General features: G+C 73.8%; 17 protein-coding genes. 14 read left to right on the forward strand and 3 right to left on the reverse strand.

The genetic code is table 11. The features are described from left to right. Nucleotides 1-529: 529 nt before the first annotated feature. A complete protein-coding gene (gene ileS, locus IXW69_RS08385; protein WP_194785894.1) occupies nucleotides 530-3,892 on the forward strand; it encodes an isoleucine--tRNA ligase in 3,363 nt (1,120 codons plus the stop codon). Nucleotides 3,893-4,058: 166 nt separating this feature from the next. Further along, nucleotides 4,059-4,664, forward strand: coding sequence for a hypothetical protein (locus IXW69_RS08390; RefSeq protein ID WP_194785895.1), 606 nt, complete (start codon nucleotides 4,059-4,061; stop codon nucleotides 4,662-4,664). Between the two features lie 51 nt (nucleotides 4,665-4,715). Here IXW69_RS08390 and IXW69_RS08395 read toward each other — a convergent pair whose 3' ends face one another. Beyond that, a complete protein-coding gene (locus IXW69_RS08395; protein WP_407646555.1) occupies nucleotides 4,716-5,519 on the reverse strand; it encodes an HAD-IIA family hydrolase in 804 nt (267 codons plus the stop codon). 175 nt (nucleotides 5,520-5,694) lie between these two features. Here IXW69_RS08395 and IXW69_RS08400 point away from each other — a divergent pair, with 175 nt between their 5' ends. From IXW69_RS08400 to ndk, 6 genes are all read left to right on the forward strand, one after another. Beyond that, complete coding sequence (locus IXW69_RS08400) at nucleotides 5,695-5,946, forward strand: hypothetical protein (protein ID WP_194785897.1); 252 nt, start codon at nucleotides 5,695-5,697, stop codon at nucleotides 5,944-5,946. Continuing rightward, entirely contained in the window at nucleotides 5,943-7,007 is a 1,065-nt protein-coding gene (locus tag IXW69_RS08405; protein WP_194785898.1) for a Clp protease N-terminal domain-containing protein, read from the forward strand. Before IXW69_RS08400 ends, IXW69_RS08405 begins: the two co-directional genes overlap by 4 nt. A gap of 251 nt (nucleotides 7,008-7,258) precedes the next feature. Continuing rightward, complete coding sequence (locus IXW69_RS08410) at nucleotides 7,259-9,238, forward strand: bifunctional folylpolyglutamate synthase/dihydrofolate synthase (RefSeq protein WP_194785899.1); 1,980 nt, start codon at nucleotides 7,259-7,261, stop codon at nucleotides 9,236-9,238. Nucleotides 9,239-9,464: 226 nt separating this feature from the next. Then, a complete protein-coding gene (gene dhaL / locus IXW69_RS08415) occupies nucleotides 9,465-10,127 on the forward strand; it encodes a dihydroxyacetone kinase subunit DhaL (protein ID WP_194785900.1) in 663 nt (220 codons plus the stop codon). Nucleotides 10,128-10,214: 87 nt separating this feature from the next. Then, the gene (gene dhaM / locus IXW69_RS11930; protein WP_194785901.1) at nucleotides 10,215-10,931 is read left to right on the forward strand and encodes a dihydroxyacetone kinase phosphoryl donor subunit DhaM; all 717 of its coding nucleotides are present in this window, start codon (nucleotides 10,215-10,217) and stop codon (nucleotides 10,929-10,931) included. 196 nt (nucleotides 10,932-11,127) lie between these two features. Further along, nucleotides 11,128-11,568: a nucleoside-diphosphate kinase gene (gene ndk / locus IXW69_RS08425; protein ID WP_194785902.1), complete on the forward strand. Its 441-nt coding sequence runs from the start codon at nucleotides 11,128-11,130 to the stop codon at nucleotides 11,566-11,568. Between the two features lie 119 nt (nucleotides 11,569-11,687). Here the strand turns inward: ndk and IXW69_RS08430 are convergent, their stop codons facing one another. Together IXW69_RS08430 and IXW69_RS08435 are read right to left on the reverse strand one after the other, a co-directional pair. After that, a complete protein-coding gene (locus IXW69_RS08430; protein WP_194785903.1) occupies nucleotides 11,688-12,929 on the reverse strand; it encodes an ABC transporter permease in 1,242 nt (413 codons plus the stop codon). Continuing rightward, the gene (locus IXW69_RS08435; protein WP_194785904.1) at nucleotides 12,926-13,909 is read right to left on the reverse strand and encodes an ABC transporter ATP-binding protein; all 984 of its coding nucleotides are present in this window, start codon (nucleotides 13,907-13,909) and stop codon (nucleotides 12,926-12,928) included. The genes IXW69_RS08430 and IXW69_RS08435 overlap by 4 nt, the downstream gene beginning before the upstream one ends. Before the next feature lie 264 nt (nucleotides 13,910-14,173). Between IXW69_RS08435 and smc the strand changes: the two genes are divergently transcribed. The 6 genes from smc to IXW69_RS08465 all read left to right on the forward strand — a co-directional run bounded on the left by smc (nucleotide 14,174) and on the right by IXW69_RS08465 (nucleotide 24,135). Further along, nucleotides 14,174-18,028, forward strand: coding sequence for a chromosome segregation protein SMC (smc, locus tag IXW69_RS08440; RefSeq protein ID WP_194785905.1), 3,855 nt, complete (start codon nucleotides 14,174-14,176; stop codon nucleotides 18,026-18,028). Nucleotides 18,029-18,176: 148 nt separating this feature from the next. Beyond that, complete coding sequence (locus IXW69_RS08445; protein WP_194785906.1) at nucleotides 18,177-18,539, forward strand: hypothetical protein; 363 nt, start codon at nucleotides 18,177-18,179, stop codon at nucleotides 18,537-18,539. A gap of 242 nt (nucleotides 18,540-18,781) precedes the next feature. Beyond that, a complete protein-coding gene (ftsY, locus tag IXW69_RS08450; RefSeq protein ID WP_194785907.1) occupies nucleotides 18,782-19,936 on the forward strand; it encodes a signal recognition particle-docking protein FtsY in 1,155 nt (384 codons plus the stop codon). A gap of 288 nt (nucleotides 19,937-20,224) precedes the next feature. Then, complete coding sequence (locus IXW69_RS08455; protein ID WP_194785908.1) at nucleotides 20,225-21,547, forward strand: ammonium transporter; 1,323 nt, start codon at nucleotides 20,225-20,227, stop codon at nucleotides 21,545-21,547. A gap of 3 nt (nucleotides 21,548-21,550) precedes the next feature. Then, nucleotides 21,551-21,889 carry a P-II family nitrogen regulator gene (locus tag IXW69_RS08460; RefSeq protein WP_194785909.1) on the forward strand — a complete coding sequence of 113 codons (339 nt, stop codon included), beginning with the start codon at nucleotides 21,551-21,553 and terminating at the stop codon, nucleotides 21,887-21,889. A 53-nt stretch (nucleotides 21,890-21,942) separates the two neighbouring features. Next, nucleotides 21,943-24,135, forward strand: coding sequence for a [protein-PII] uridylyltransferase family protein (locus IXW69_RS08465; protein ID WP_194785910.1), 2,193 nt, complete (start codon nucleotides 21,943-21,945; stop codon nucleotides 24,133-24,135). Nucleotides 24,136-24,342: the final 207 nt, after the last annotated feature.

Raw genomic sequence — 24,342 nt, forward strand, 5'->3', positions numbered from 1 at the left:
AGCCCTTGCGGTGGCCGGTGACAACACCCCCCGGATCATTGTGAAGACAGGGGCAAGACATCATGCCGACCACCGCTGGCCCGGCCACCGGCATCCCTCGCCGGCAACCACCAACAAGGTAACGGGCGGCGCGCGACTGTGTCGATGACGACGCCCTCGTCAGGGCGGTGGACCTGGAAACCTGCGCCGCCGCGCCGATACACTCCCCACCACCAGGCGCTGACCCGGCCGGCGCCCGCGGCTCACCCCGCGGGCCCGGGCATCACCGGCGAGCCTCCCGGAAGAACGGGCCCGTGCCGTCCACGCGATGAGCCGGTGCCTCACTAGACCCGGGCGGGCGGGGCCCGCACAGCCCCCTGCGAGCGGCCGAGCACCGCCGTCGGACGTCCAGACGGGCGTCGGACGGAGAGCACGGCAAGCGAGGTGGTACCGCGGTGCCGCCCGGCTCCCAGGTCACGGCCTGTGGAGGAGGGCCCGGCGTCGTCCTCGTGATGAAGAGGTTCACGAGTAGACACGCGAGGCACCAGCCATGGCAGACGCCACCCAGACCACGCCGACGGGGGAGTCCTTCCACCCCGCCCAGTACCCGCTCCACCGCGCGGGTGAGGGCGTCAACCCCTCCCCGTCCTTCCCCGCCATCGAGGAGGACGTGCTCGCCTACTGGAAGCAGGACGGCACCTTCCAGGCGTCCATTGACAACCGGCCCGCTCAGGACGACGACGGCCACTCCAACGAGTTCGTCTTCTACGACGGCCCGCCCTTCGCCAACGGCCTGCCCCACTACGGGCACCTCCTCACCGGCTACGTCAAGGACGCCGTCGGCCGCTTCCAGACGCAGAACGGCAAGCGCGTCGAGCGCCGCTTCGGCTGGGACACCCACGGCCTGCCCGCCGAGCTCGAGGCCCAGCGTCTCCTCGGCATCGACGACGTCACCGAGATCACCCGCCCCGGCGGCATCGGGATCGAGAAGTTCAACGAGGAGTGCCGCTCCTCCGTCCTCCGCTACACCCAGGAGTGGGAGGACTACGTCACCCGCCAGGCGCGCTGGGTCGACTTCGAGAACGACTACAAGACCCTCAACCCCGACTACATGGAGTCGGTCATCTGGGCCTTCAAGACCCTCTACGACAACGGTCTCGCCTACCAGGGCTACCGGGTCCTCCCGTACTGCTGGCACGACCGCACGCCCCTGAGCAACCACGAGCTCAAGATGGACGACGACGTCTACCAGGACCGCCAGGACAACACCGTCACGGTCGGCATGCGCCTGACAGAGCCGCTCCTCGACGCCGCCGAGAAGCCCGAGCTCGTCCTCATCTGGACGACGACGCCGTGGACCCTCCCCTCCAACGAGGCGGTCGCCGTCGGCCCGGACATCGACTACGTCGCCGTGCGCGTCGCGGCCGACCTCGACTCGCCCGTCGCTGGGGAGACCGTCGTCGTCGGCGAGGCCCGCCTGGCCGCCTACGCCAAGGAGCTCGGTGAGGAGCCCGAGGTCGTCGCGCACCTCAAGGGCACCGACCTCGTCGGCCGCCGCTACCACCCGATCTTCGGCTACTTCGACGACGATGCCCACCGCGCCGAGGGCGCCGCCCCCGGCCCCAACGGCTGGACGATCATCTCCGGTGACTACGTCACCACCGAGGACGGCACCGGCCTCGTCCACATCGCCCCCGCCTTCGGTGAGGACGACATGTTCGTCTGCATGGAGGCCGGCATCCAGCCCGTCCTGCCCGTCGACGAGGGCGGCTGCTTCACCTCCGAGGTCCCTGACTACGAGGGGCTCCAGGTCTTCGACGCCAACAAGCCCGTCATCACCGACCTGCGCGACGGCACCGGCCCCATGGCCCGCCGCGACCCCGCCGTGCGCGCCGTCCTGGTCCAGCAGAAGAGCTTCGTACACAGCTACCCGCACTGCTGGCGCTGCCGCAAGCCGCTCATCTACAAGGCCGTCTCCTCCTGGTTCGTCAAGGTCACCGCGATCCGTGACCGCATGGTCGAGCTCAACCAGCAGATCGAGTGGACGCCCGCCCACATCAAGGACGGCATCTTCGGGAACTGGCTTGCCGGCGCTCGCGACTGGTCCATCTCCCGCAACCGCTTCTGGGGCGCCCCCATCCCGGTGTGGCGCTCGGACGACCCGCGCTACCCCCGCGAGGACGTCTACGGCTCCTTCGAGGAGCTCGAGCGGGACTTCGGCGTCAAGGTCGACAACCTCCACCGGCCCTACATCGACGAGCTCGTGCGCCCCAACCCGGACGACCCGACGGGCAAGTCGATGATGCGTCGCATCCCGGACGTCCTGGACTGCTGGTTCGAGTCCGGCTCGATGCCCTACGCGCAGGTCCACTACCCCTTCGAGAACGTCGAGTGGTTCGAGTCGCACAACCCGGGCGACTTCATCGTGGAGTACATCGGCCAGACCCGCGGCTGGTTCTACACGCTGCACGTCCTGGCCACCGCGCTCTTCGACCGGCCCGCCTTCACGAGCGTCGTCTCCCACGGCATCCTCCTGGGCGACGACGGCCAGAAGATGAGCAAGTCGCTGCGCAACTACCCGGACGTCAACATGGTCTTCGACCGCGACGGCGCCGACGCCATGCGCTGGTTCCTGCTGTCGAGCCCGGTCGTGCGCGGTGGGAACCTGTCCGTGACGGACCAGGCGATCCGCGACACCGTGCGGCAGGTCCTCCTGCCGCTGTGGAACACCTGGTACTTCTTCGCGCTCTACGCCGGCCAGGCCGACGGCGGGAAGGGGTACGTCACCCAGGGCGTCGACCTCGCCGACACGTCCCTCTTCGGCCCCAACGGCTCGCTCAACGTCATGGACCGCTACGTCCTGGCGCGCACGAAGGACCTTGCGCAGACCGTGCGCGCCCAGATGAGCGCCTACGACGTCACCGGCGCCACGCAGACGATCCGCGACTTCCTCGACGTCCTCACCAACTGGTACCTGCGCACCTCCCGCTCGCGCTTCACCAGCCAGGACGCCGGCGTCTCGCACCCGGCCTTCGACACGCTGCACACCGTGCTGCGCGTCCTCATGGAGGTCCAGGCCCCGCTCGCCCCGCTCGTCTCCGAGGAGATCTGGCGCGGGCTCACCGGCGGTCGCTCCGTCCACCTCACGGACTACCCGGAGCTGCCCGCGCTCGTCGCCAGCCCCGCGCTCGTCGCCGCCATGGACGAGGCCCGCGCCGCCGTCTCCGCGACGCTGTCGCTGCGCAAGGCCGAGAAGCTGCGCGTGCGCCAGCCGCTGCGCACCCTCACCGTCGCGACGACCGACCCGGCCGGGCTCGCGCCCTTCCGCTCGCTCATCGCCGAGGAGGTCAACGTCAAGGAGGTCCGCGTCCTCGACGCCGCCGACGCCGGCTACGAGGTGCACGAGGAGCTCACGCTCAACCCGCGTGCCTTCTCCCCGGACGTCCGCAAGCTCACCTCGCGCCTGTTCAAGGCGCAGAAGGCGGGGGAGTGGACCCTCACCGAGGACGGCGACGTCCGCTTCGACGACGTGCTCGTCGATGGGAGCCCCGTCGTCCTCGAGGCGGAGGACTCCGCCTTCGAGCTGACGAGCCGCATCGACGTCGACGACGACTCCCTGTCCGCCACGATGCTGCCGTCCGGCGCCTTCGTCGTCCTCGACACCGCCCTGGACGAGGAGCTGGAGGCCGAGGGCTGGGCTCGCGACCTGGTCCGCCTCGTCATGGACGAGCGCAAGGCCGCCGACCTCCAGGTCGGCGAGCCGATGCGAATGCGCCTGACCGTCCCGGCGGACAAGGGCGCGTGGACGGGAGCCCACCTCGACCTCATCAAGGCCGAGACGAGCTGCGTGGCCGTCGACCTCGTCGAGACGCCCGAGGGCACGCAGCCCAGCGCGGAGGTCGTGCGCGCCTGAGGCGGTGCGCTGGCGGGACCCCGCCGAGACCGTCACCTCAGGTGACCGTCTCGGCGGGGTCCCGTCGTGCCGGGTGCTAGCACGGCAGCGTCGTGGAGGTCCCAGGGAGGGGCGCGGGGAGCGACTAGGCTCTGCCGCGTGCCGCGTGCCGCGTGCCGCGTGCCGCGTGCCACGCGCAAGCAGTCTCGAGGAGGAGCGACCGCCGTCGACGACGAGGGCGTACCGCGCGCTGCGCGACGCCGTCGTCCGGCTCGCCGCGACCCGCCCCGTCGGGGAGCTGTCGGTGTCTGAGGTGTGCTGGGAGGCGCACGTCTCGCGCGACTCCTTCTACCGTCTCGCCTCCAGCCCCACCGACGTCCTCGCCGACTACCTCTACGAGGACCACGACGTCACCGAGGTCGTTGACGCCGGCGCCCCCGCCGGAGGAGACAGTCTCGTCGTGGCCATGCGCCTGCTCGTGCAGCACGTCGCGCGCAACGTGGTGATCTACCGGCGCAACGTCGAGCCGCACCTACCCGCCGTCGTGCAGGACGCGCTCCTGCGACGCACCCGGGAGGTCATCGAGGCTCACGTGCGCCGCTCGCCCCACCTCGTCCCGCGCGTGCCCGCGGACGCGCACGGCCTCGCGCACGACGCCTTCGTCTCCTACCTCGCCTTCGCCGTGCTCGGCGCCACGGAGTCCCTCGTGCGCAGCGGCGGCATCGACGACGAGGAGCTCTCGGTGGCGGTCCTGCGCGCCGCGATCTCCCCGGCCTGGGTGGGGGAGGCCTGACAGCCCGGCCCCGGCGCCGCTGAGGCTCGGGACCCTCGTGAGCCCCGGGGCTCAGTCCCGAGCGGTGACGAGCTCGACGATCTCCCCGACGCCCTCGTGGATGGCGTACGGGCGGAAGGGGTAGGTCTCGACGTCACCGCGCGAGGTCGAGCCGGTGAGGACCAGGTGGGTGCGCAGCCCCGCCTCGACGCCCGCGCGCACGTCGGTGTCCATGCGGTCCCCGATGAGCGCCGTCGACTCCGAGTGCGCGCCGATCGCGTTGAGCCCGGCCCGGATCATGACGGGGTTGGGCTTGCCGACGAAGTACGGGGAGCGGCCCGTCGCCGTGCGGATCATCGCCGCCACCGAGCCCGTGGCCGGCAGCGTGCCCTCGTCGGAGGGGCCGGTCGTGTCCGGGTTCGTCGCGATGAACTTCGCGCCGCCCTCGATGAGGCGGATGGCGTGCGTGAGAGCGTTGAAGGAGTAGTTCCGCGTCTCCCCGAGGACGACGTACTCCGGGTCCTGCTCCGTCATCACGTAGCCGGCGGAGTGGAGCGCGGTGGTGAGCCCGGCCTCCCCGATGACGAAGGCGGAGGACTCCGGGGACTGCTGGGTGAGGAAGGCGGCCGTCGCGTTGGCGGAGGTCCAGATCCGGTCCTCGGGCACGTGCAGCCCCGAGCGCTCGAGCCGGGCGGACAGGTCCCGGTTGGTGTAGATCGAGTTGTTCGTCAGGACGAGGAAGGGGACCTCGCGCTCGGTGAGGGTGTCGATGAGCCCCTGGGCGCCGGGCAGGGCGTTGTTCTCGCGCACGAGGACGCCGTCCATGTCCGTGAGCCACGCGGTGATCGGGGCGTCCTCCTCGTTCGGTCCCGACATGATCTCCATGGTCCTCACTCCTGCCTCGTCCGCGCCCCAGGTGGTCGGGGCGGCGCCCCAGACGCCTGGGACGGGCGCCGTGCGGCGCCGCCACCAGCCTAGTGACGGCGGCGGGCGCCGACGGACCTGAGCAACGAGGGTTGACAGACGGATCGGCGTCAACCATGGTTGCTCCATGGACGAGATGGACGCCGCGCGCGCCGCCGCGGACACGACCGACCCCGTGCAGGGGCTGCGCGCCGTCGCCACGCTCCGCCGCCTCACCGAGGAGCTCGAGCTCCGCCAGGTCGAGGCGGCCCTGCGCTCCGGCATGAGCTGGGCGCAGGTCGCCGCGGCGCTCGGCGTCACCCGCCAGGCCGTCCACAAGCGGTTCGCCCGACGGGTGGACCCCGCCCTCGCCCGCCACCGGACAGGAGACCGACCGTGAGAGCCTCACGCTGGACCACCGACATCCTCGCCTCGCTCACCACCATGGCCGCCGCCGGCGTCGAGGCACGCCTCGCCGGGCGCGCCACCATCACCCTCGACGACCTCCTCGTCGGCCTCCTCCTCACCGGAGGCCCCGCCACGCGCGTGCTCACCCGCCACGGCGCGAGCGTCGAGGGGCTCCGTAAGGCCGTCGCCGGGCGCGACGCCGACGACCTCGCCTCCCTCGGCCTGGACCCCTCGGCCCTGCCCGCCCCGAAGCGCCTGCCCTTCCCCGAGGCCTGGCGCGAGTCCCGGGAGATGGCGCTCGCCCCCGGGATCGAGGACCTGCTCTCCTCCGCCCAGGGGGAGCGGGCGCTCCTCACCGCCCTCCTCACCCACGCCAGCGGCGGGCCCGCCGCCGCGCTGGAGCGCTCGGGCGTGAGCGTCGCGGAGGTTCTCGCCGACGAGGACTGGGCTCCCGTGCCCTCCACGTCCCGTCCGCGCGGCGTGCCCGAGCTCCTCGACGGGCCGACGGCGACGACGCAGGTCAGCCGCTTCATCGCCGCCGGGTACGAGGACGTGCGCGAGCTCGTCCGCGATCCCGCGCGCCTCCACGAGTGGCTCATGCCCGGGGAGCGCCTCGCCTACGGCGGCGACGGCGACGGCGCCGGTGCCGGCCGCGCAGGCCTCGCTGAGGCCACCGACGGCGTCTTCGGCACTCCGCGCGAGGAGCCGGCGGGAGCCTGGACGCTCATCGAGCACTCCTCACGCAAGGGAACCGCCCGCCAGCGCCTCGATCGCGTCCTCGACGAGCCGCGTGGGGAGGGCTGGCGCGTCGCCTGGCTCGCGAGCTGGGTGGACCAGCCTGCCCGGGAGCCGCGCACCTTCCTCCTCGTCCTGGACCTGCGCCCCGACGGGCCGGGCACGGCCGTGCGCCTGACGCGTCAGGTGCGCGGCTGGGGGCCGCTGGCCTGGGCCGGACGCGCCGTCGCCCGCGCCGTCGGGGCGGTCTCCGCGGCGAGCGAGACCTGGTCCCTCGCCCAGCTCCTCCACGCGAGCCCCGCCGAGCCGAGGCCCTGAGGCGCACGCTGTCCGCTACCGGCCACGCACCACCACCTCGACCACGACGCGTTCCCGCTGAGCGCGACGCCTGCGCCGTCGTGCTCGACCGGAAGGCGTCGATCTCGGTGCGCAGGCGACGCTGCCACTCGCCCCGCGAGGCCCAGCCGGACCTGCTGGGAACAGGACGCGGGGCGTCGTCGTTAGGCTTGTCCGTGCCCGCGGCGCGAGAACGCAGCGAGCCGGTCCGACCCGCCACCCCAGGGAGCACGATGAGCAGCCAGCAGCCGAGCCACGACGACGCCTCCCGGCCCCGCCAGGACGCGGACGCCCCGCGCCCCAGCCACCCGGGCGCAGCCTTCGGCATCCCCGAGGGCGCCACCGGCGAGGAGGTCGTCGACGCCGTCTTCGGCGAGGCCGTCGCCACCAGCGGTGGGCTCGAGGCGCTGCGTCGTGAGATCGAGGGCGACCCTGCCGGGATCAAGGGCATCGACCCCGAGCTGCTGCCCTACATCGAGGCAGCCGGTGGTCCCACCGCCACCCGGCCTGACGGCTCCACCGTCTCCGTCTCCGAGCTGCAGTCCGAGCAGGCCGCGGCCGAGGCCGCCGAGGACGTCCGGGAGGCCGCCGACCTCGACGCGCTGCGCCACCTCGTCGCCCACAACATGATCCCCTCGGGTGACCTCGACCAGCTCGACGCCCTGCTCGCCGAGGTCGACGAGGACGACTCCGACGACTGGGAGGACTGGGAGCCGCAGCTCCCCGACGCGCCTTCGGGCCGCTCCGGCGACGACACGGACTGGGACGGGCAGGAGGACTCCGGCCTCGCGGACGAGATCGAGGCCCACCAGGCCGACCTGCGCGCGGCCGCCCACGCCGTCGAGGTCTCGGCCCGCATGCGCGAGGTCGAGGCCGAGATCCTCAGGCGCGCCCCCGAGCACCAGGTCCAGCCCTCCCTCGAGCGCGTCGAGGCCGTCCTCGACCTCCTCGGCAACCCCGAGCGCAGCTACCGGGTCGTCCACGTCACCGGCACCAACGGGAAGACCTCCACCGCGCGCATGGTCGAGCGCCTCCTCGCCGCCACCGGCATGCGGACCGGCCGCTTCACGAGCCCCCACCTCGCCACCATCCGCGAGCGCATCAGTCTCGACGGCGAGCCCGTCAGCCAGGAGGGCTTCGTCGCGGCCTGGGAGGACGTCGCCCCCTACGTCGAGATGGTCGACGAGCAGTCCCTCGCCAAGGGCGGACCGCGCCTGTCCTTCTTCGAGGTCCTCACCGTCATGGCCTTCGCGGCCTTCGCCGACCACCCCGTCGACGTCGCCGTCGTCGAGGTGGGCATGGGCGGCACGTGGGACTCCACGAACGTCGTCCAGTCCGAGGTGGAGGTCATCACCCCGATCGGCCTCGACCACACCGCCTGGCTCGGGGACACGATCGAGGAGATCGCCGGGAACAAGGCCGGCATCATCAAGGACGGCGCCACCCTCATCACCTCCGTCCAGGTCCCCGAGGCGCAGGCCGTCATCGCCGCCGCGGCCGCCGAGCACGGTGTCGTCTGGCGCCGCGAGCTCGACCCCGAGGAGGACCCCGACGCCCCCGACGCCGGCGCCCTGCGCGTCCTGGACCGCTCGATCGCCGTGGGCGGGCAGCTCGTCACGATGCGCACCGCCGCAGCCGTCTATGAGGACGTCTTCGTCCCGCTGCACGGCGACTACCAGGCGAGCAACGCCCTCCTCGCGCTCGCGGCCGCCGAGGCCGTCTTCGGCGGGCGCGCCCTGCCCCCCAAGATCGTCGAGGACGGCTTCGCCTCCGTGACGAGCCCCGGTCGCCTCGAGGTGGTCCGCTCCTCGCCGACCGTCCTCGTCGACGCCGGGCACAACCCGCACGGCGTCACCGCCCTCATGAGCGCCATCGACGAGGCCTTCCCCTTCCAGCACCTCGTCGCCGTCTACGGCGCCATGGCGGACAAGGACGCCGAGGGCGTCCTCGCGGCGCTCGAGCCCGCCGTCGACGCCGTCGTCATCGTCCCCATCGACTCCCCGCGCGCAGCCGAGCCGGAGGACCTCGCGGTCGTCGCCCGCGAGGTGCTCGGGGACGACCGCGTCATCGTCGCCCCGGACCTCGGCTCCGGCGTCGAGCAGGCGGTGACGATCGCCGAGGGCACGGACGCGCCGCTGCCGGCCTCCGGGGTGCTCATCGTCGGCTCCGTCGTCCTCGCCGCTGAGGCGCGGGCGCTCTTCGGCCGGGTCTGACGACGTCACGCCCGACGACCGGGCGCTCGCCGGTCCCGGGGCGCGTAGGACCTCACAGGGGTCCGGTCGTCCCCTCCGCGCGGCCCCGTCGTCAGGACGCTCGGAGCGTGGGACAATGCGACCGACCATGGTGGTGACGGAGCGGTGCGCGCGTCGCGCCCGGTCCGCCCACTCCCACGTCCGAGCGCGGCACGCCGCGCAGACGGGCACGCAGAAGGGACGAGCAATGCCTCTGGACGCGAGCTGGGCCATCGAGTGGACCCGTCGCACCGCAGCCTCCGTCACCGAGCACCGTGACGAGCTCACCGAGCTCGACCGTGCCATCGGCGACGGCGACCACGGCGTCAACCTCGAGCGCGGCTTCCGCGCGGCGGTCGACAAGCTCGACTCCGGGGCCGCTGACGGCACCCTTCCCACTACCCCGGCCGGGGTCCTCAAGGCCGTCGCCACGACCCTCATCGCCACGATCGGCGGCGCGGCCGGCCCTCTCGTCGGCACCGCGTTCCTCCGGGCCTCCCGCGTCGGCGACGCCGCCGAGCTCTCCTCCGAGGACGTCGCCCGGCTCGTCCGCGGGGCCAGCGACGGCGTCGAGGCCCGCGGCCGCGCCGAGAGCGGTGACAAGACCATGATCGACGCGTGGCACCCGGCCGCCGCCGCCGCCGAGGCGGCCGCCGAGGCGGGCGACGCCCCGCTCGACGTGCTCCGGCAGGCCGCCGACGCCGCCACCGAGGGTGCCCGAGGCACCGAGTCCCTCGTCGCTCGCAAGGGTCGCGCCTCCTACCTCGGTGCCCGCTCGGTCGGGCACCGCGACCCGGGCGCCGAGTCCGCCGCCCTCATCCTGCGCGCGGCCGTCGAGGCCGCTGAGTCCCACGAGAGCGCCGGCGACTGAGGCCGACGGCGCACGCGCGGCCCACCGGGGCGCACGAGCGCCCCGCGTCCCACGCGCCGCACAACCTCCCCTCCCCAGGAGCCTCCCGTGACCGAGTCCGCCACCACGGCCATCGTCATCGTCTCGCACTCGCGTGACCTCGCCCACGGCGTCGCCGAGCTCATCGGCCAGATGGCGCCCGACGTCGCCGTGCGCCCCGTCGGCGGCGGCCCCGACGGCGGTCTCGGCACGGACCTCCCGGCCGTCCGCGGCGTCGTCACCGGGCTCCTCGACGCCGGCCACGAGGTCCTCCTCACCGCCGACCTTGGCAGCGCCTTCATGAGCGCCGAGATCGTCGTCGAGCTCGAGCACCGTCCTGCCGACGGGCGCACCGTCGTCGCCGTCGACGCCCCGATCGCCCGCGGGACCCTGGCCGCCGCTGTCGAGGCGCAGGGCGGAGGCAGCGCCGGGGCCTGCGCCCGCTGCGCGAAGGAGGCCGTCCGTGGATGGATCGATGACCTCGAGCCCGTCGTCGTCCCTGAGGCACGGCGTGCAGCCGAGCCTGGCACGGTCACCCGGACCGCCACGACCTCCAGGATCCGCCTCGCCGACCCCGACGGCATCCACGCCCGTCCCGCGGCCGCCATCGTCGCGACCCTGCGCGCCGGCCACGCGGAGATGCTCGTCGACGGCCGAGGCGCTACCACCCTCATGGAGCTCCTCGCGCTCGGGGCGCGAGGTGGCGACGAGCTCGACCTCTCCGTCACCGGTCCGGCGCCGGAGGCGGTCCTGGCCGACGTCGTCGGGATCCTGACGCATGCCTGACGAGGTCCACGCCCCCAGGGCAGGGCGCTGGGGGCTCGACAGAGCTCGCCCGGGCACCAGGGCGTGCCCGGGAGCGTCACGGTCCTGCGGTACCGTGCCGCTCGCCTGCTTGCGCACGTGAGGCTTCGTCCGTCACTCTTCTCTCGGTTCACCTGCCGTTCGCGACCCCGCGACCGCACCCTCCGAAAGGACATCCATGACCGAGGTCTCCGCTCCTGACCACATCCTCATCCTCCTCAAGCCCGACGCTGTCAGCCGTCGCCTCACGGGCGAGATCCTTGCCCGCATCGAGGCCAAGGGCTATGACATCGTCGCCATCAAGCGCCTCACGGCCACCGAGGAGCAGCTCGCGGAGCACTACGCCGAGCACGTCGACAAGCCCTTCTACCCGGGCATCGTCGAGTACATGACCGCCGGCCCGATCGTCGCCGCCGTCGTGGAGGGGCACTCCGTCGTCGAGTCCGTGCGCACCCTCATGGGCGCCACCGACCCGACCAAGGCCGCCCCCGGCACCATCCGCGGCGACCTCGGCCGTGACTGGGGCACCAGCGCGATCGAGAACCTCATTCACGGCTCCGACTCGAACGAGTCCGCCGCCCGCGAGATCGCCATCTGGTTCCCCGAGCTCGCCAAGTGACGCCCCGCGCCTGACGACGTGCCCGCATCGCGGCGGCACGTCACGTGACGACGTCGGCCCGCCCTCCACGCGGAGGGCGGGCCGACGTCGTCGCACCGGTGGCTGCAGGGCCGATGGGCTCAGGCGGCGCGGCGGCCGAGGACCTCCTTGAGGGGGACACGGCCGCCCGTGCGGGTCACGGCCCGCGTGTAGACCGTCGCGGCCCCACGGACGAGCAGGGGCAGCGCGATGAGCGCGATGGCGAGCGCGACGCCCTGCTCAGCCCAGCTCGACACGCCAAGGACCAGGCGGGCTGGCATGAGGAAGGGCGAGAAGAAGGGGACGTAGGAGAGCACCCGCCAGACCGTCCCGGTCGGGTCGCCCTGCGACATGAAGATCGTGAGCATGTAGGGGACCATGCACAGCATCATGAGCGGCATCGTCACGCTGGAGACGTCCTCCTGCCGGCTCACGAGGGAGCCCGCGGCACCGTAAAGGACCGCGACGGTCGCGAAGCCGACGACCATCCACACGATCATGGCGCCGACGGCGCCGTTGAGGTCGACCCCGAGGCTCGGCATGACGCCCGTGGCCCGGGCCGTGATGACGGAGACGACGCCCATGAGCGCGTAGCTGGCGATGACCGCGGTGCCCGTGCCGAGGACCTTGCCGGCCAGGAGGGAGGTCGGGCGGACGCAGGCGAGGAGGATCTCGACGATCCGGCTGGCCTTCTCCTCGACCACGCCCATCGCGATCATCTGGCCGCCGCCCATGATGACGATGAAGAGGATGACGTCGATCGCCATGAGGATGAGGTACTGCGGGCCGGTCGCTCCCTGGCCCTCCTTGTCAGCGTCCAGGGTGACGACCTGAGGGGCCGCCCCGGCCACGGTGGCCGAGACCTCGGCGGGGTCGCCGCCGAGCGAGGTGATCTGCTCGGCGAGCGCCTGCTGCTGGAGCGCGGCGGTCACTCCGGAGACGACGGCGTCGTCGGAGGACTTCTCGACGCGCAGGGTCGGCTGCTTGCCGAGGACGAGGGCCATGTCGACGGCGTCGGGCGAGTCGTCGCCGGTGAGGTCGGCGTCGACCGCGGAGGCCGAGCTCCCGGACAGGTCGACGACGCTGACCTTGGCGCCGTCGGAGTCAGGCACCTGCTCGAGGATGGGGGTGAGGGCCTTGACGGTGGCGGCGTCCGCTCCGGTGACGCCGAGGCGGTAGGGGGCTGGGGAGCCCCCGCCCAGGACGGAGGCGAGGATGATCCCGCCGACGATGAGGACGGTCATGACGAGGGTCGAGATGATCGTCGACTTCTTGAGCAGCTGGGTGCGCAGCTCGCGTCCGGCGACGAGGCGGATCTCCTGGGTGCGGCTCATGGTGCTCATGCTCGGGCCTCCTGCTGGGTCGTGCCGGTCGGGGCGGTCGTGTGCGAGGCCTCGTCTGATGCGGGGTCGTGGAGGGCCTCCCGGAAGATCTCCGTGAGGTCGTGGCGCACGGGGCCGAGCTCGCGGACGGCGCCTTGCCGGGACGCTGCGGCGAGGAGCGCCTGCTCGTCGGCGCCGCCGCAGGTGAGGACGAGGTTCCCTCGGCGGTCGGCGGTGACCTCGAGGCCCGGGAGGGCGGCGACGGCGTCGGCGTCCGCGAGCACGGGGCGGTGGGGCTCCTGGGGCGCCGTCGTGGTGACGACGGCGCGCCAGCGCGGCTCCTCGGTGGCGCGGAGCTCCTCGATGGTGCCGTCGGCGACGAGGCGCCCGGAGCGGATGATGACGATCCGGTCGCAGAGCCTCTCGACGACGTCGAGCTGGTGGGATGAGAACAGCGCGGGCACGCCGGCGGCGGCTCGCTCGCGCAGGACGTCGCTCATGACGTCGACGGCGACGGGGTCGAGGCCGGAGAAGGGCTCGTCGAGGATGAGCATCTCGGGAGCGCCGACGAGGGCGGCGGCGAGCTGGACGCGCTGCTGGTTGCCGAGCGAGAGCTTCTGGACGTCGTCGCCGCGCCGCTCGGCCACGCCGAGCCGCTCGGTCCACTCCTCGACCGCGCGCTCGGCGTCGCTCTTCGCGACGCCGTGGAGCCGGGCGAGGTAGGTGAGCTGCTCGGCGACCTTCATCTTGGGGTAGAGGCCGCGCTCCTCGGGCATGTAGCCGATGGCGCGGCGGGTGGCCGCGTTCACGGGGGAGCCGTTCCAGGTGACCTCCCCGGCGTCGGGGGCCAGGACCCCCATGACGATGCGCATGGTCGTGGACTTGCCGGCGCCGTTGGCGCCGACGAAGCCAACGATCTCGCCGTCGTCGAGGTGGAGGGAGAGGTCGTCGAGCGCCGTCAGGCTCCCGAATCTCTTGGACAGGTGGTCGATCCTCAGCACGGGGCTTCTCCTGCTCGGGTGGCTGGCGGGGTCGGGGGCGTCGTCGGGTGGGACCCCGACAAGTCAAGGTTCCTTGACTTGTCCAGTTTGCTTGACATGGATCTGCGTGTCAAGCGCCCTTACCTCGCGGTGTATCGCGGGTCGCCACGAGGGTAGGGGTGGGCGCAGCGAGCCCGCCTGGTCCTCCAGGAGGAGATCCACCGGGCGGCTCGCGCACGCCGCGCGCGTGGGCAGAAGCCTCCGGGCGCCCGCTATCGTGTCCCCGTGCACCTCAAGACGTTGACGATCAAGGGCTTCAAGTCCTTCGCCTCGTCGACGACCCTGCGCCTCGAGCCGGGTATCACCGCCGTCGTCGGCCCCAACGGCTCCGGCAAGTCCAACGTCGTGGACGCCCTCACCTGGGTCATGGGCGAGCAGGGCGCCAAGAACCTCCGCGGCGGCTCCATGGCGGACGTCATCTTCGCCGGCGCCGGCAAGCGCGCACCCCTCGGTCGCGCCGAGGTCTCCCTCACCATCGACAACACCGACGGCGCCCTCCCCATCGACTACACCGAGGTCACCATCACCCGCACCCTCTTCCGGGGCGGCGGGTCCGAGTACCAGATCAACGGCACCCCCTGCCGCCTCCTCGACGTCCAGGAGCTGCTCTCCGACACCGGCCTCGGCCGCCAGATGCACGTCATCGTCGGCCAGGGCCGCCTCGACGAGGTCCTCTCCGCCACGCCCGAGGAGCGCCGCGGCTTCATCGAGGAGGCCGCCGGCGTCCTCAAGCACCGACGGCGCAAGGAGCGGGCCCTGCGCAAGCTCGACTCCATGGCCGCCGACCTCGCCCGCGTCACCGACCTCACCGCCGAGCTGCGCCGCCAGCTCGGCCCGCTCGCCCGCCAGGCCGCCGTCGCCCGCCGCGCGCGCACCATCCAGGTCGAGGTCCGCGACGCCACCGCCCGCCTTCTGGCCGACGACGTCGTCCAGACCCAGTCCCTCCTCGAGGCCGGCGACGAGGACCAGACGATGCTCGCCCGGCGCCGCGCCGGCGTCGAGGAGGCGGAGCGCGTCGCCCGCGCCCGTCTCGCCGAGCTCAGCGCCGTCGAGGCCACGAGCGGCCAGCGCCTCGCCCGCGCCACGAGCGTCTGGGAGGAGCTCACGCGGGCCGAGCAGGCCCTCACCTCCCTCTCCGAGGTCGCCGCCGAGCGTGCCCGCGGCCTCGCCAGCGCCCCGCGCCCCACCTTCGGCACCGATCCCGCCGAGCTCGAGCGCCGCGCCGAGGTCGCGGCCGTCGAGGAGGCCGACCTCGCCGACGCCATCGAGGTCGCCCGCACGGCCCTGTCCGACGCCTCGCGCGAGCGAGCCGACGCTGAGTCCGCCGAGTCCTCCGCCGAGGCGGCCCTCTCCGGCCTCCAGCGCCGCCAGGCCGAGCACCGCGAGAAGCTCGCGCGCGCCGGTGGTCGCGTCGCATCCGCCCGCTCCCGCCACGAGGCGGCGCTCGCCGGCCTCGAGCAGGCCCGCACCGCCCTCACCTCCGCGGAGCGCCGCGCCGAGGAGGCTCGTGCGGCCCTCGCCGAGCAGACCGGAGCCGACGGCGGCGCCGCGTCAGCAGGGGAGAGGGCGCCCGCGGGGGAGGGGGCACCAGCGGCCGACGCTGCGTCTGACTCCGCCGACTCCGGCTCGAGCTCTGAGCAGACCCGCGCCGCCGCCGCCCACGAGGCCGCCACCGAGGCCCTGGCCGCCGCGCGCGACGCCGTCTCCGCCGCCACCGACGCCCGACGTGAGGCAGCCTCCGAGCGCGCCTCCTGGGCCGCCCGGCGCGACACCCTCGCCCTGTCCCTCCACGCCCAGGACGGCACCGCCGCGCTCTCGGAGGCTGGGCTGCCCGGCGTCCTCGGCCCGGTCGCCGAGGCACTCAGCGTCGAGCGCGGCTGGGAGAACGCCGTCGCCGCCCTCCTCGGCGAGCTCGCCGGTGCTGCCCTCGTCGAGGACGCCGACGCGGCCGTCGCCGCCCTCGAGCACGCGCGCTCGCAGGACGCCGGGTCCCTGCGGCTCGTCCTCGCCGACGCCCCCGCTTCCGGGGACCCGACCGGGCCCGCCGATGCCGCCCTGGCAGCGGCCACGGCCTCCGGCGTCGACGGCGCCCGCGTCGCCCGCGGCCTCGTCACCGCCTCCCGCGCCGGCCTCGATGACGCCCTCGACCGGCTGCTCGCCGCCTCCCTCGTCGTCCCCGACCTCCCCGCCGCCAGAGCCGCCCGCGCCGCCGCGCCCGATGCGGTCGTCGCCACCCGTGACGGCGAGGTCCTCGCCCCCGCCCGCGCCACCGGCGCCGGACGCGGCTCGTCGTCGGTCCTCGAGCTCGCCGCCGCCCACGAGGACGCCGCCGAGCGCGCCGACGCCGCCGCTCGCGCCGAGGCCGAGGCCGACACCGCCCTCGAGACGGCCCGGCGCGACGAGGACGCCGCGAGGCGCGCGGTGAGCGAGGCCCTCACTGTCCTGCGCGCCGCCGACGCCGAGGCTGCCCGCGCCGCCGAGGTCCTCGCCGGGCTCACGAGCGCAGTGCGCGCCGCGGAGGACGAGGCCGGGCGCGCCCGTCGCGTCCTCGAGCGCGCCGAGAACGAGGCCTCGCAGCGCACCACCGAGCTCGCCTCCGCCACGGCGGCCCTCGCCGAGATCGAGGACGGCTCGGCCAGTGCTGCGGGGGAGGGGCGCGAGGGTGCTCCCTCCGACCTCGAGGCCGCCATCGCCGTCGCTGGCGAGGAGCGCGAGGCCGCCGTCGCCGCCGCTCGCGACGCCCGCGCCGCGGAGACCGAGGCCCGTCTGGCCCTGCGCACCGCCGAGGAGCGCGAGCGCTCCGGGCGCGGCCGGTCCGACTCCCTGCGTGCCGCTGCCCGGCGCGAGCGCGAGCAGCGCGCCGCCGCCGATCGCGCCGAGGCCCGCCGCACCGCCCGCCTCACCATCGCCTCGCACGTGCGCGACCAGGCCCGTGACGCCGCCGCGGCCGCCCGGGGCAGCGTCGAGGAGGCCCAGCGTGAGCGCGCCCGCATCGAGTCGGAGCGCAGTGAGGCCCTCGCCGCCACGAGCGCGGTCCGCGAGGAGCTCGACGGCCTCACGAGCGAGCTCTCCCGGCTCACGGACGCCGCTCACCGCGACGAGATCGCCCGCGCCGAGCAGCGCATGCGTCTGCAGGCGCTCGCCGACCGTGCCATGAGCGAGCTCGGCCTCGAGCTCGAGCCGCTCGTTGAGGAGTACGGGCCCCACATGCTCGTCCCCGAGGTCACCGAGGAGCTTCTCGAGGCCCAGGCGGCCGAGGAGACGGGCGCCAACGGCGACGCCGACGGTGCGAGCGCGGACGCCGACGCTGGGCCCGAGGACGAGGCCGCCGTCGGGCCGCGCCGCCGCATCACCGGACGGCCCTACGTCCGCGCCGAGCAGGAGAAGCGCCTCGCCAAGGCCACGAAGGACCTCGCCCGCCTCGGCAAGGTCAACCCACTCGCCCTCGAGGAGCACGCCGCGCTCGAGCAGCGCCACCAGTTCCTCGCCGAGCAGCTCGCCGACCTCAAGCAGTCCCGCGCCGACCTGCTCGCGATCGTCGAGGAGATCGACGCCCGCGTCCAGGAGGTCTTCACCCGGGCCTACGAGGACACCGCCCGTGAGTTCGCGCTCGTCTTCGACCGGCTCTTCCCCGGCGGCGAGGGACGGCTCGTCCTCACTGACCCCGAGGACATGCTCACCACCGGCATCGAGATCGAGGCCCGCCCTGCAGGCAAGAAGGTCAAGCGCCTCTCCCTGCTCTCCGGCGGTGAGCGCTCGCTCGCCGCCGTCGCCCTCCTCGTCGCGATCTTCAAGGCGCGCCCCTCGCCCTTCTACGTCATGGACGAGGTCGAGGCGGCCCTGGACGACACGAACCTCGGGCGCCTCCTCGACATCTTCACCGAGCTGCGCGAGTCCAGCCAGCTCATCGTCATCACACACCAGAAGCGCACGATGGAGGTCGCTGACGCCCTCTACGGCATCACCATGCGCGACGGTGTCACCAAGGCCGTCTCGCAGCGCCTCGCCGGGCGCGAGGAGCGACCCGGAGCCGAAGGCGTGGATCCGGACGGGGCCGCTGACAGGACTGAGGGGGCCTGAACCGGCACGACGGTGCCGTGCACGCCGGGGAGCGGCGGCTGCGATACCACTCGCGTGGTTGAACACGTGGCGAACGTCCAGGTCACGCTTCGGGAACACGGCGCGTCCCTGTGCGCAACCGGGGAGCCAGCAGGGCACAATGCCTGCCATGGGTGCCATGCTTCTTCCTCTCATCGTCGTCCTGCTCGCCGGCGTCGCCGTGATCGGTGCCGTCATCGCTGAGCGCTACCCCGTCTCCACCTGGCGCGAGCGCCTCGCCGAGTTCCGCGCGGCTGCCCGCCCCGGCAAGCAGGAGCGCGTCAAGTTCGTCTCCGAGGACGTCCACCTCGACCAGCTCTGGGTCGAGGACGACTCCTCCGCCTACACCGGGACCGACCGCTTCGAGGGGCTTGTCGGCGCCGTCGAGCGCACCATGGACTCCGCCGAGTCCCGCGCCGCCTCGATGCGCCGTGGCCGCGGCGCGAGCGGCAAGGCCGAGTCCCGCGCCGCCGAGAAGGTCGCCGCCCACTGACGCCCGGCGCCCTCGGCGCCGCCCACGAGCACCCGGCCTCCTGGCCCTCAGCCCGCCCCACGACGACGTGGGGCGGGCTTCGTGCGTCCCCACCGGACCCGGTCGTGCCCGACCGCGCTCCGGCCGCAGCGTCACGGTCTCCTCGGCACAGTGACGGTCACTCAGCGCCAGGGGGCGTGCCAGCGGCCGCCCGGGGCCGAACGACTCGCCGCCGCGCCCCGACGATCGGGCATGATGGGGCCATGCAGACCGCGCTCATCGTCCTCGCCGTCGTCGTCGTGCTCGCGCTCGTGGGAGGCCTATGGTTCTACGCCGGCCACCGCAAGGGCGAGGTCCCCCCGGAGGTCGGACCGCACCGCCCGACCAGCGCCGACGACGTCCTCCTCACCTCGCCCGGCGAGCGCGAGGGCGAGGCAGCCGCGGGCACCGCGACCCTCGAGCGGCCCGAGTCCATCCCCGGGCGCATGCAGCGTCTGCGCGCCCGCCTCGCCGGCTCCGGCGGCTTCGGACGGGCCGTCCTGTCCGTCATGTCCCGCGGCGACCTCACCGAGGCGGACTGGGAGGAGATCGAGGACACCCTCCTCGCCTCCGACCTCGGTCTCGACGTCACCACCGAGCTCATGGACAACCTGCGCACGCAGGCGAAGGTCCTCGACACGACCGACCCCGGCGCCATCCGCGGCGTCCTGCGCGAGCAGCTCCTCAGCCTCGTCGACCCGACGATGGACCGGTCCCTCAACCTCGAGCGTCCCGTCCCGGCCGGGTCCTGGAACGCCGCGGACGGGACCCCGGCCGCGGCCGTCCTCATGGTCGGCGTCAACGGGACGGGAAAGACCACGACCTGCGGCAAGCTCGCCCGCGTCCTCGTCGCGGAGGACAAGACGGTCGTCATGGGCGCCGCCGACACCTTCCGCGCCGCCGCCGCCGAGCAGCTCGGGACCTGGGGCGAGCGCGTCGGGGTCGACGTCGTCCGCTCCGTCCGCGAGGGGGCCGACCCCGCCTCCGTCGCCTACGACGCCGCCCGTGAGGCCGCGCGCACCGGCGTCGACGTCGTCCTCGTCGACACCGCCGGCCGCCTCCAGAACAAGGCCGGCCTCATGGACGAGCTCGGCAAGATCAAGCGCGTCATGGAGAAGGTCGCCCCGGTGGGGGAGATCCTCCTCGTCCTGGACGCCACGACCGGGCAGAACGGCATGCGTCAGGCCCAGGTCTTCTCCGAGGCCGTCGGCGTCACCGGCATCGTCCTCACCAAGATGGACGGCACGGCCAAGGGCGGCATCGTCGTCACCGTGCAGCGCGAGCTCGGCGTCCCCGTCAAGCTCGTCGGCCTCGGCGAGGGCGCGGACGACCTCGCCCCCTTCGACCCCGAGGGCTTCGTCGACGCCCTGCTCGGCTGACCACCTCCGCCTCGAACCCCGGACAGCGCCCGACGGCTCACGACGGCGCCCGCCTCCCGACACCGGAGGCGGGCGCCTTCGTCGTTCCGCGTCCCACGATCCGAGCGCGCGAACACGCCTCGAACGTCGTCGAAACCTCGTCGACACCTGCGTAACAGGCTCGACACGGGGACACCGCGGGCGACACGAGGCCGTCACGCCCGTGTCGCCGGGACCTGACACTGGGGGCCTTCACTCTCCGTGTGCGCGGCCCAGCGCACCACCCGGACACACACACGGAGATTCCCCATGGCCCTCGACACCGGAGCCACCGCCTGGATGCTCATCAGCGCCTCGTTGGTGCTGCTCATGACCGTCCCGGCGCTGGCGCTGTTCTACGGCGGCATGAGCCGCGGCAAGTCAGTCCTCAACATGATGATGATGTCCTTCGGGGCCACCGGCATCGTCGGAGTCGTCTACGTCCTGTGGGGCTGGTCGATGTCCTACGGCGGCACCGACATCGGCGGCATCTTCGCCAACCCCTTCACCCAGTTCGGGCTCCACGGCACGATGGCCGGGGCCTCCGGCAACTGGCCCATCGACGACTACGGCGTCCCGGTCATCGTCGGCGTCGCCTTCCAGATGACCTTCGCCATCATCACCGTCGCCCTCATCTCCGGCGCCATCGCCGACCGCACCCGCTTCGGCGCCTGGATGGCCTTCGTGCCGCTGTGGGTCACCCTCTCGTACTTCCCCATGGCCCACATGGTCTGGGGCGGCGGCGCCCTGTCCGCCGACGGCTGGTTCGGCGGCATCGCCGCTCCCATCGACTTCGCGGGCGGCACCGTCGTCCACATCAACGCGGGCGTCGCCGGCTTCTTCCTCGCCGTCGCCATCGGCAAGCGCCGCGGCTTCGGCCGCGAGCCCATCCGCCCCCACAACCTCCCCCTCACGATGATCGGCGCCGGTCTGCTCTGGTTCGGCTGGTTCGGCTTCAACGCCGGAAGCGCCTTCACCGCGGACGGCAACGCCGGACTCGCCTGGGTCAACACCTCCGCCGCGACCTGCGCCGCCATGCTCGGCTGGCTCCTCGTCGAGCGCGTCCGCGACGGCCACGCCACCAGCCTCGGTGCCGCCTCCGGCGTCGTCGCCGGCCTCGTCGGCATCACCCCGGCCGCCGGCTCCGTCACCCCGGTGGGGGCCATCGTCCTCGGCGTCATCGTCGGCGCCCTGTGCGCCATGGCCGTCGGACTCAAGTTCAAGCTCGGCTACGACGACTCCCTCGACGTCGTCGGCGTCCACCTCGTCGGCGGCCTCACCGGCACCGTCCTCATCGGCTTCCTCTCCAAGAACACCGGCCTCCTCTACGGCCACGGCGGTGCCCAGCTCCTCGTCCAGGTGCTCGTCGCCCTCTGCGCCGTCGTCTTCTCCCTCGTCATGACCGCAGTCTGCTGGTTCGTCGTCGAGAAGACCGTCGGCTGGCGCCTCAGCCCGGAGGCCGAGCTCCTCGGCGCCGACCAGTCGGAGCACTCCGAGAGCGCCTATGAGACCCTCACCGCGGGCCGCTTCGCCGGCGCGCCCCGGCCTGTCGCGACCGCCCCCGCGGCCACCCCGTCCACCAAGGAGGTCTGAGCCATGAAGCTCGTCACCGCCATCATCCAGCCCTACCAGCTCGAGGCCGCCTCCAACGCCCTCGAGGCCGCTGGGATCCGCGGCATCACGGTCTCCGAGGCGCAGGGCGCCGGCCGGCAGAAGGGCCACACCGAGGTCTACCGCGGCGCCGAGTACCGCGTCGACTACGTGCCCAAGGCCCGCGTCGAGGTCGTCGTCGCCGACCCTGACGCCTCCGCCGCCGTCACCGCGATCGCCGACGCCGCCCGCACCGGGCACATCGGCGACGGGAAGATCTGGGTCACCCCCGTCGACGACGTCGTCCGCGTCCGCACCGGCGAGACCGGCGAGCAGGCTCTCTGAGCCGCCCCGGGGCCTCTGAGCCCCACCACCACGAGTGAAGACAGGCCCGTCCGATGAGCATCCCCACCCGCCCCCTGAAGGCCACGGAGACGAAGGACGAGCCCAGCCCGGTCCTCGCACCCGAGCAGGCCGCCGTCCGCCATCCCCACCCGAGCACGTGGACCTCCAGGAGCGGGCGGGAGTGGCGGGTGGCGCTCGCCGCGGAGGTCGAGGCGGGCCTGCGCGGCCTCTGGAGCTCGGCCACGACCGCCATGGGCCTCCAGGACGACCCCGACGCCGGTCCCCAGGGCCCCGGCCGCCGGACCCCGAGCCCGGACGGTGGGAGAGCAGGCAGCCCCGGTGCAGACGTCCCCACCCCCGGCCTTGCCCTGGCCTGCGTCGGCTCCCTCGCCCGGAGGGAAGCGGGCCCCGCCTCCGACCTCGACCTCGTCCTCCTCACCGACGGCCACGCCGACTCCACCCTCCTCGCCGGCCTCGCCGAACGGCTCTGGTACCCCGTGTGGGACTCCGGCGTCCAGCTCGACCACTCCGTGCGCACCGTCGCCGAGTGCCGCACGGTCGCCAGCCACGACCTCGCTGCGGCCCTCGGCCTCCTTGACCTGCGCCACGTCGCCGGCGACGCCTTTCTCACGGAGCAGGCAGCCTCCGCCCTCCTCACCGACTGGCGCAGCGCCACGCGCAAGCGCCTCCCCGAGCTCGCCGAGGAGGCCCGCGACCGCGCCGAGGCCTTCGGTGAGCTCGCCGGGCTCCTCGAGCCCGACCTCAAGGAGGCGCGCGGCGGTCTGCGCGACGCCGTCCTCGTCCGAGCCCTCGCGGCCTCCTCGCTCGCCGACCGGCCGCACGGCGAGTTCGACCGCGCCGTCGACGACCTCCTCAACGTCCGCGACGCCCTTGCCCTGGCGACAGGCCGCTCCACGAACCGCCTCGTCCAGGCCGTCCAGGACGACGTCGCCGACGTCCTCGGTCTCGACGACCCCGAGGAACCGGGCGCCCGCGACGCCGCCGCCGGCCCGGGTGACGCCGGTGGGCTCCGCTCCGCCGAGGGGGCCGCTCGCGCCGCCGACGAGGGCAGCGCGCCGTTAGTCGTCGTCGCGCCTGAGCATGCCAGCGGGCTGACGGACGCCGAGGACCTGCCCTGCCCCGGACCTGAGGGCGACACGCAGCACCTCGACGCCCGTGACCGGATGCTCACCGGCGCGTACTCAGCCTCTCGCGAGATCGCCGCCGCGCTCGACACGACGATGCGCTCCGCGCTGCGCGCCGCCCGCCCTGCCCGCCGCCCCCTCACCCTGGTGCGCTTCGGCCGCCGGTCCGCCCCCGTCCTCGAGCGCCTCGACGAGGACGTCGTCGCGCACGGCGGGGAGGTCGCGCTCGCGGACAGGGCGGTCCCCGACGCCGACCCTGCCCTCCCGCTGCGCGTCGCCCTCGCCTCCGTCCGCTCCGGCCAGCCGATCGCCACCGTGACCCGCGCCAGCCTGCGCCGCTGCCCGAGCCCCCGGGGCACGTGGAGTGACGAGCCCGCCGTCCGCGAGGACCGCGAGCGCACCGGTGCGGGCACGGCTCCGGCCGGTGGGAGCTCGTCGATGCTGGGCAGGCTCGTCGACCTCCTCGGCTCGGGCGACGAGCTCGTCCGCGTCTGGGAGGACCTCGACCGTGCGAGCCTGCCCGTGCGCTGGTTCCCGGGCTGGTCCGCTGTCCTCAACCGGCCCCAGCACAACCCGCTCCACCTCTACACCGTCGACCGCCACATGGTGCGCACCGCCGCCGTCGCAGGGCGCCTCCTCGGCGACGACGGCGGCGCGCGCGTCCTCGACCACCTCGGGCTACCGGGACTCGACGCGGGAGCCGGGTCCCGAGACCGGAAGGCCCTCCTCGTCACCGCGCTGCTCCACGACCTCGGCAAGGTCCCGGGCGTCGTCGGTGAGGCCCACGCGGCCGCGGGCGCCCAGCGCGTGCCGGCCGTCCTCGACGTCCTCGGGATCGCCGGCGCCGACGCCGAGGAGATAGTCCTGCTCGTGCGCGAGCACCTGCTCCTCGGCCTCGCCGCCACCAAGGCGCCGGGGGACTCCGCCGTCGTCGACGCCGCCAATGAGGCGCTCGGCGACGGCACCCGGGCGCGGCGCCGCCTCAGCCTCCTCCGGCTCCTCACGGAGGCCGACTCCCGCGCCGCTGGACCGCGCGCGTGGACCAGCGTGCGCGCCGGCGTCGTCGACCAGGCGACGGCTGCCCTCGCCGCTGAGCTCTGAGCCGACCGTCGGCACCCGGGCGCCCTCCCGGCGCAAACCGTGGGCCCGTTGGCGGGCTGAGGGGACGACGGCCCCGCACTGTGCCGGGAAGCCCACGGTTTGCGGTGGGGGAGTGGGGTTGCGTCGGGAAACGTCAGCCTCAGTACCCGCATGGAGGGCCGCAATCGGCGTGCGGATCCGCACATCACGGGATGGTCACGATCGTTC

This window comes from Actinomyces haliotis, from assembly GCF_015355765.1.
Taxonomy (GTDB): Bacteria; Actinomycetota; Actinomycetes; order Actinomycetales; family Actinomycetaceae; genus Actinomyces; species Actinomyces haliotis.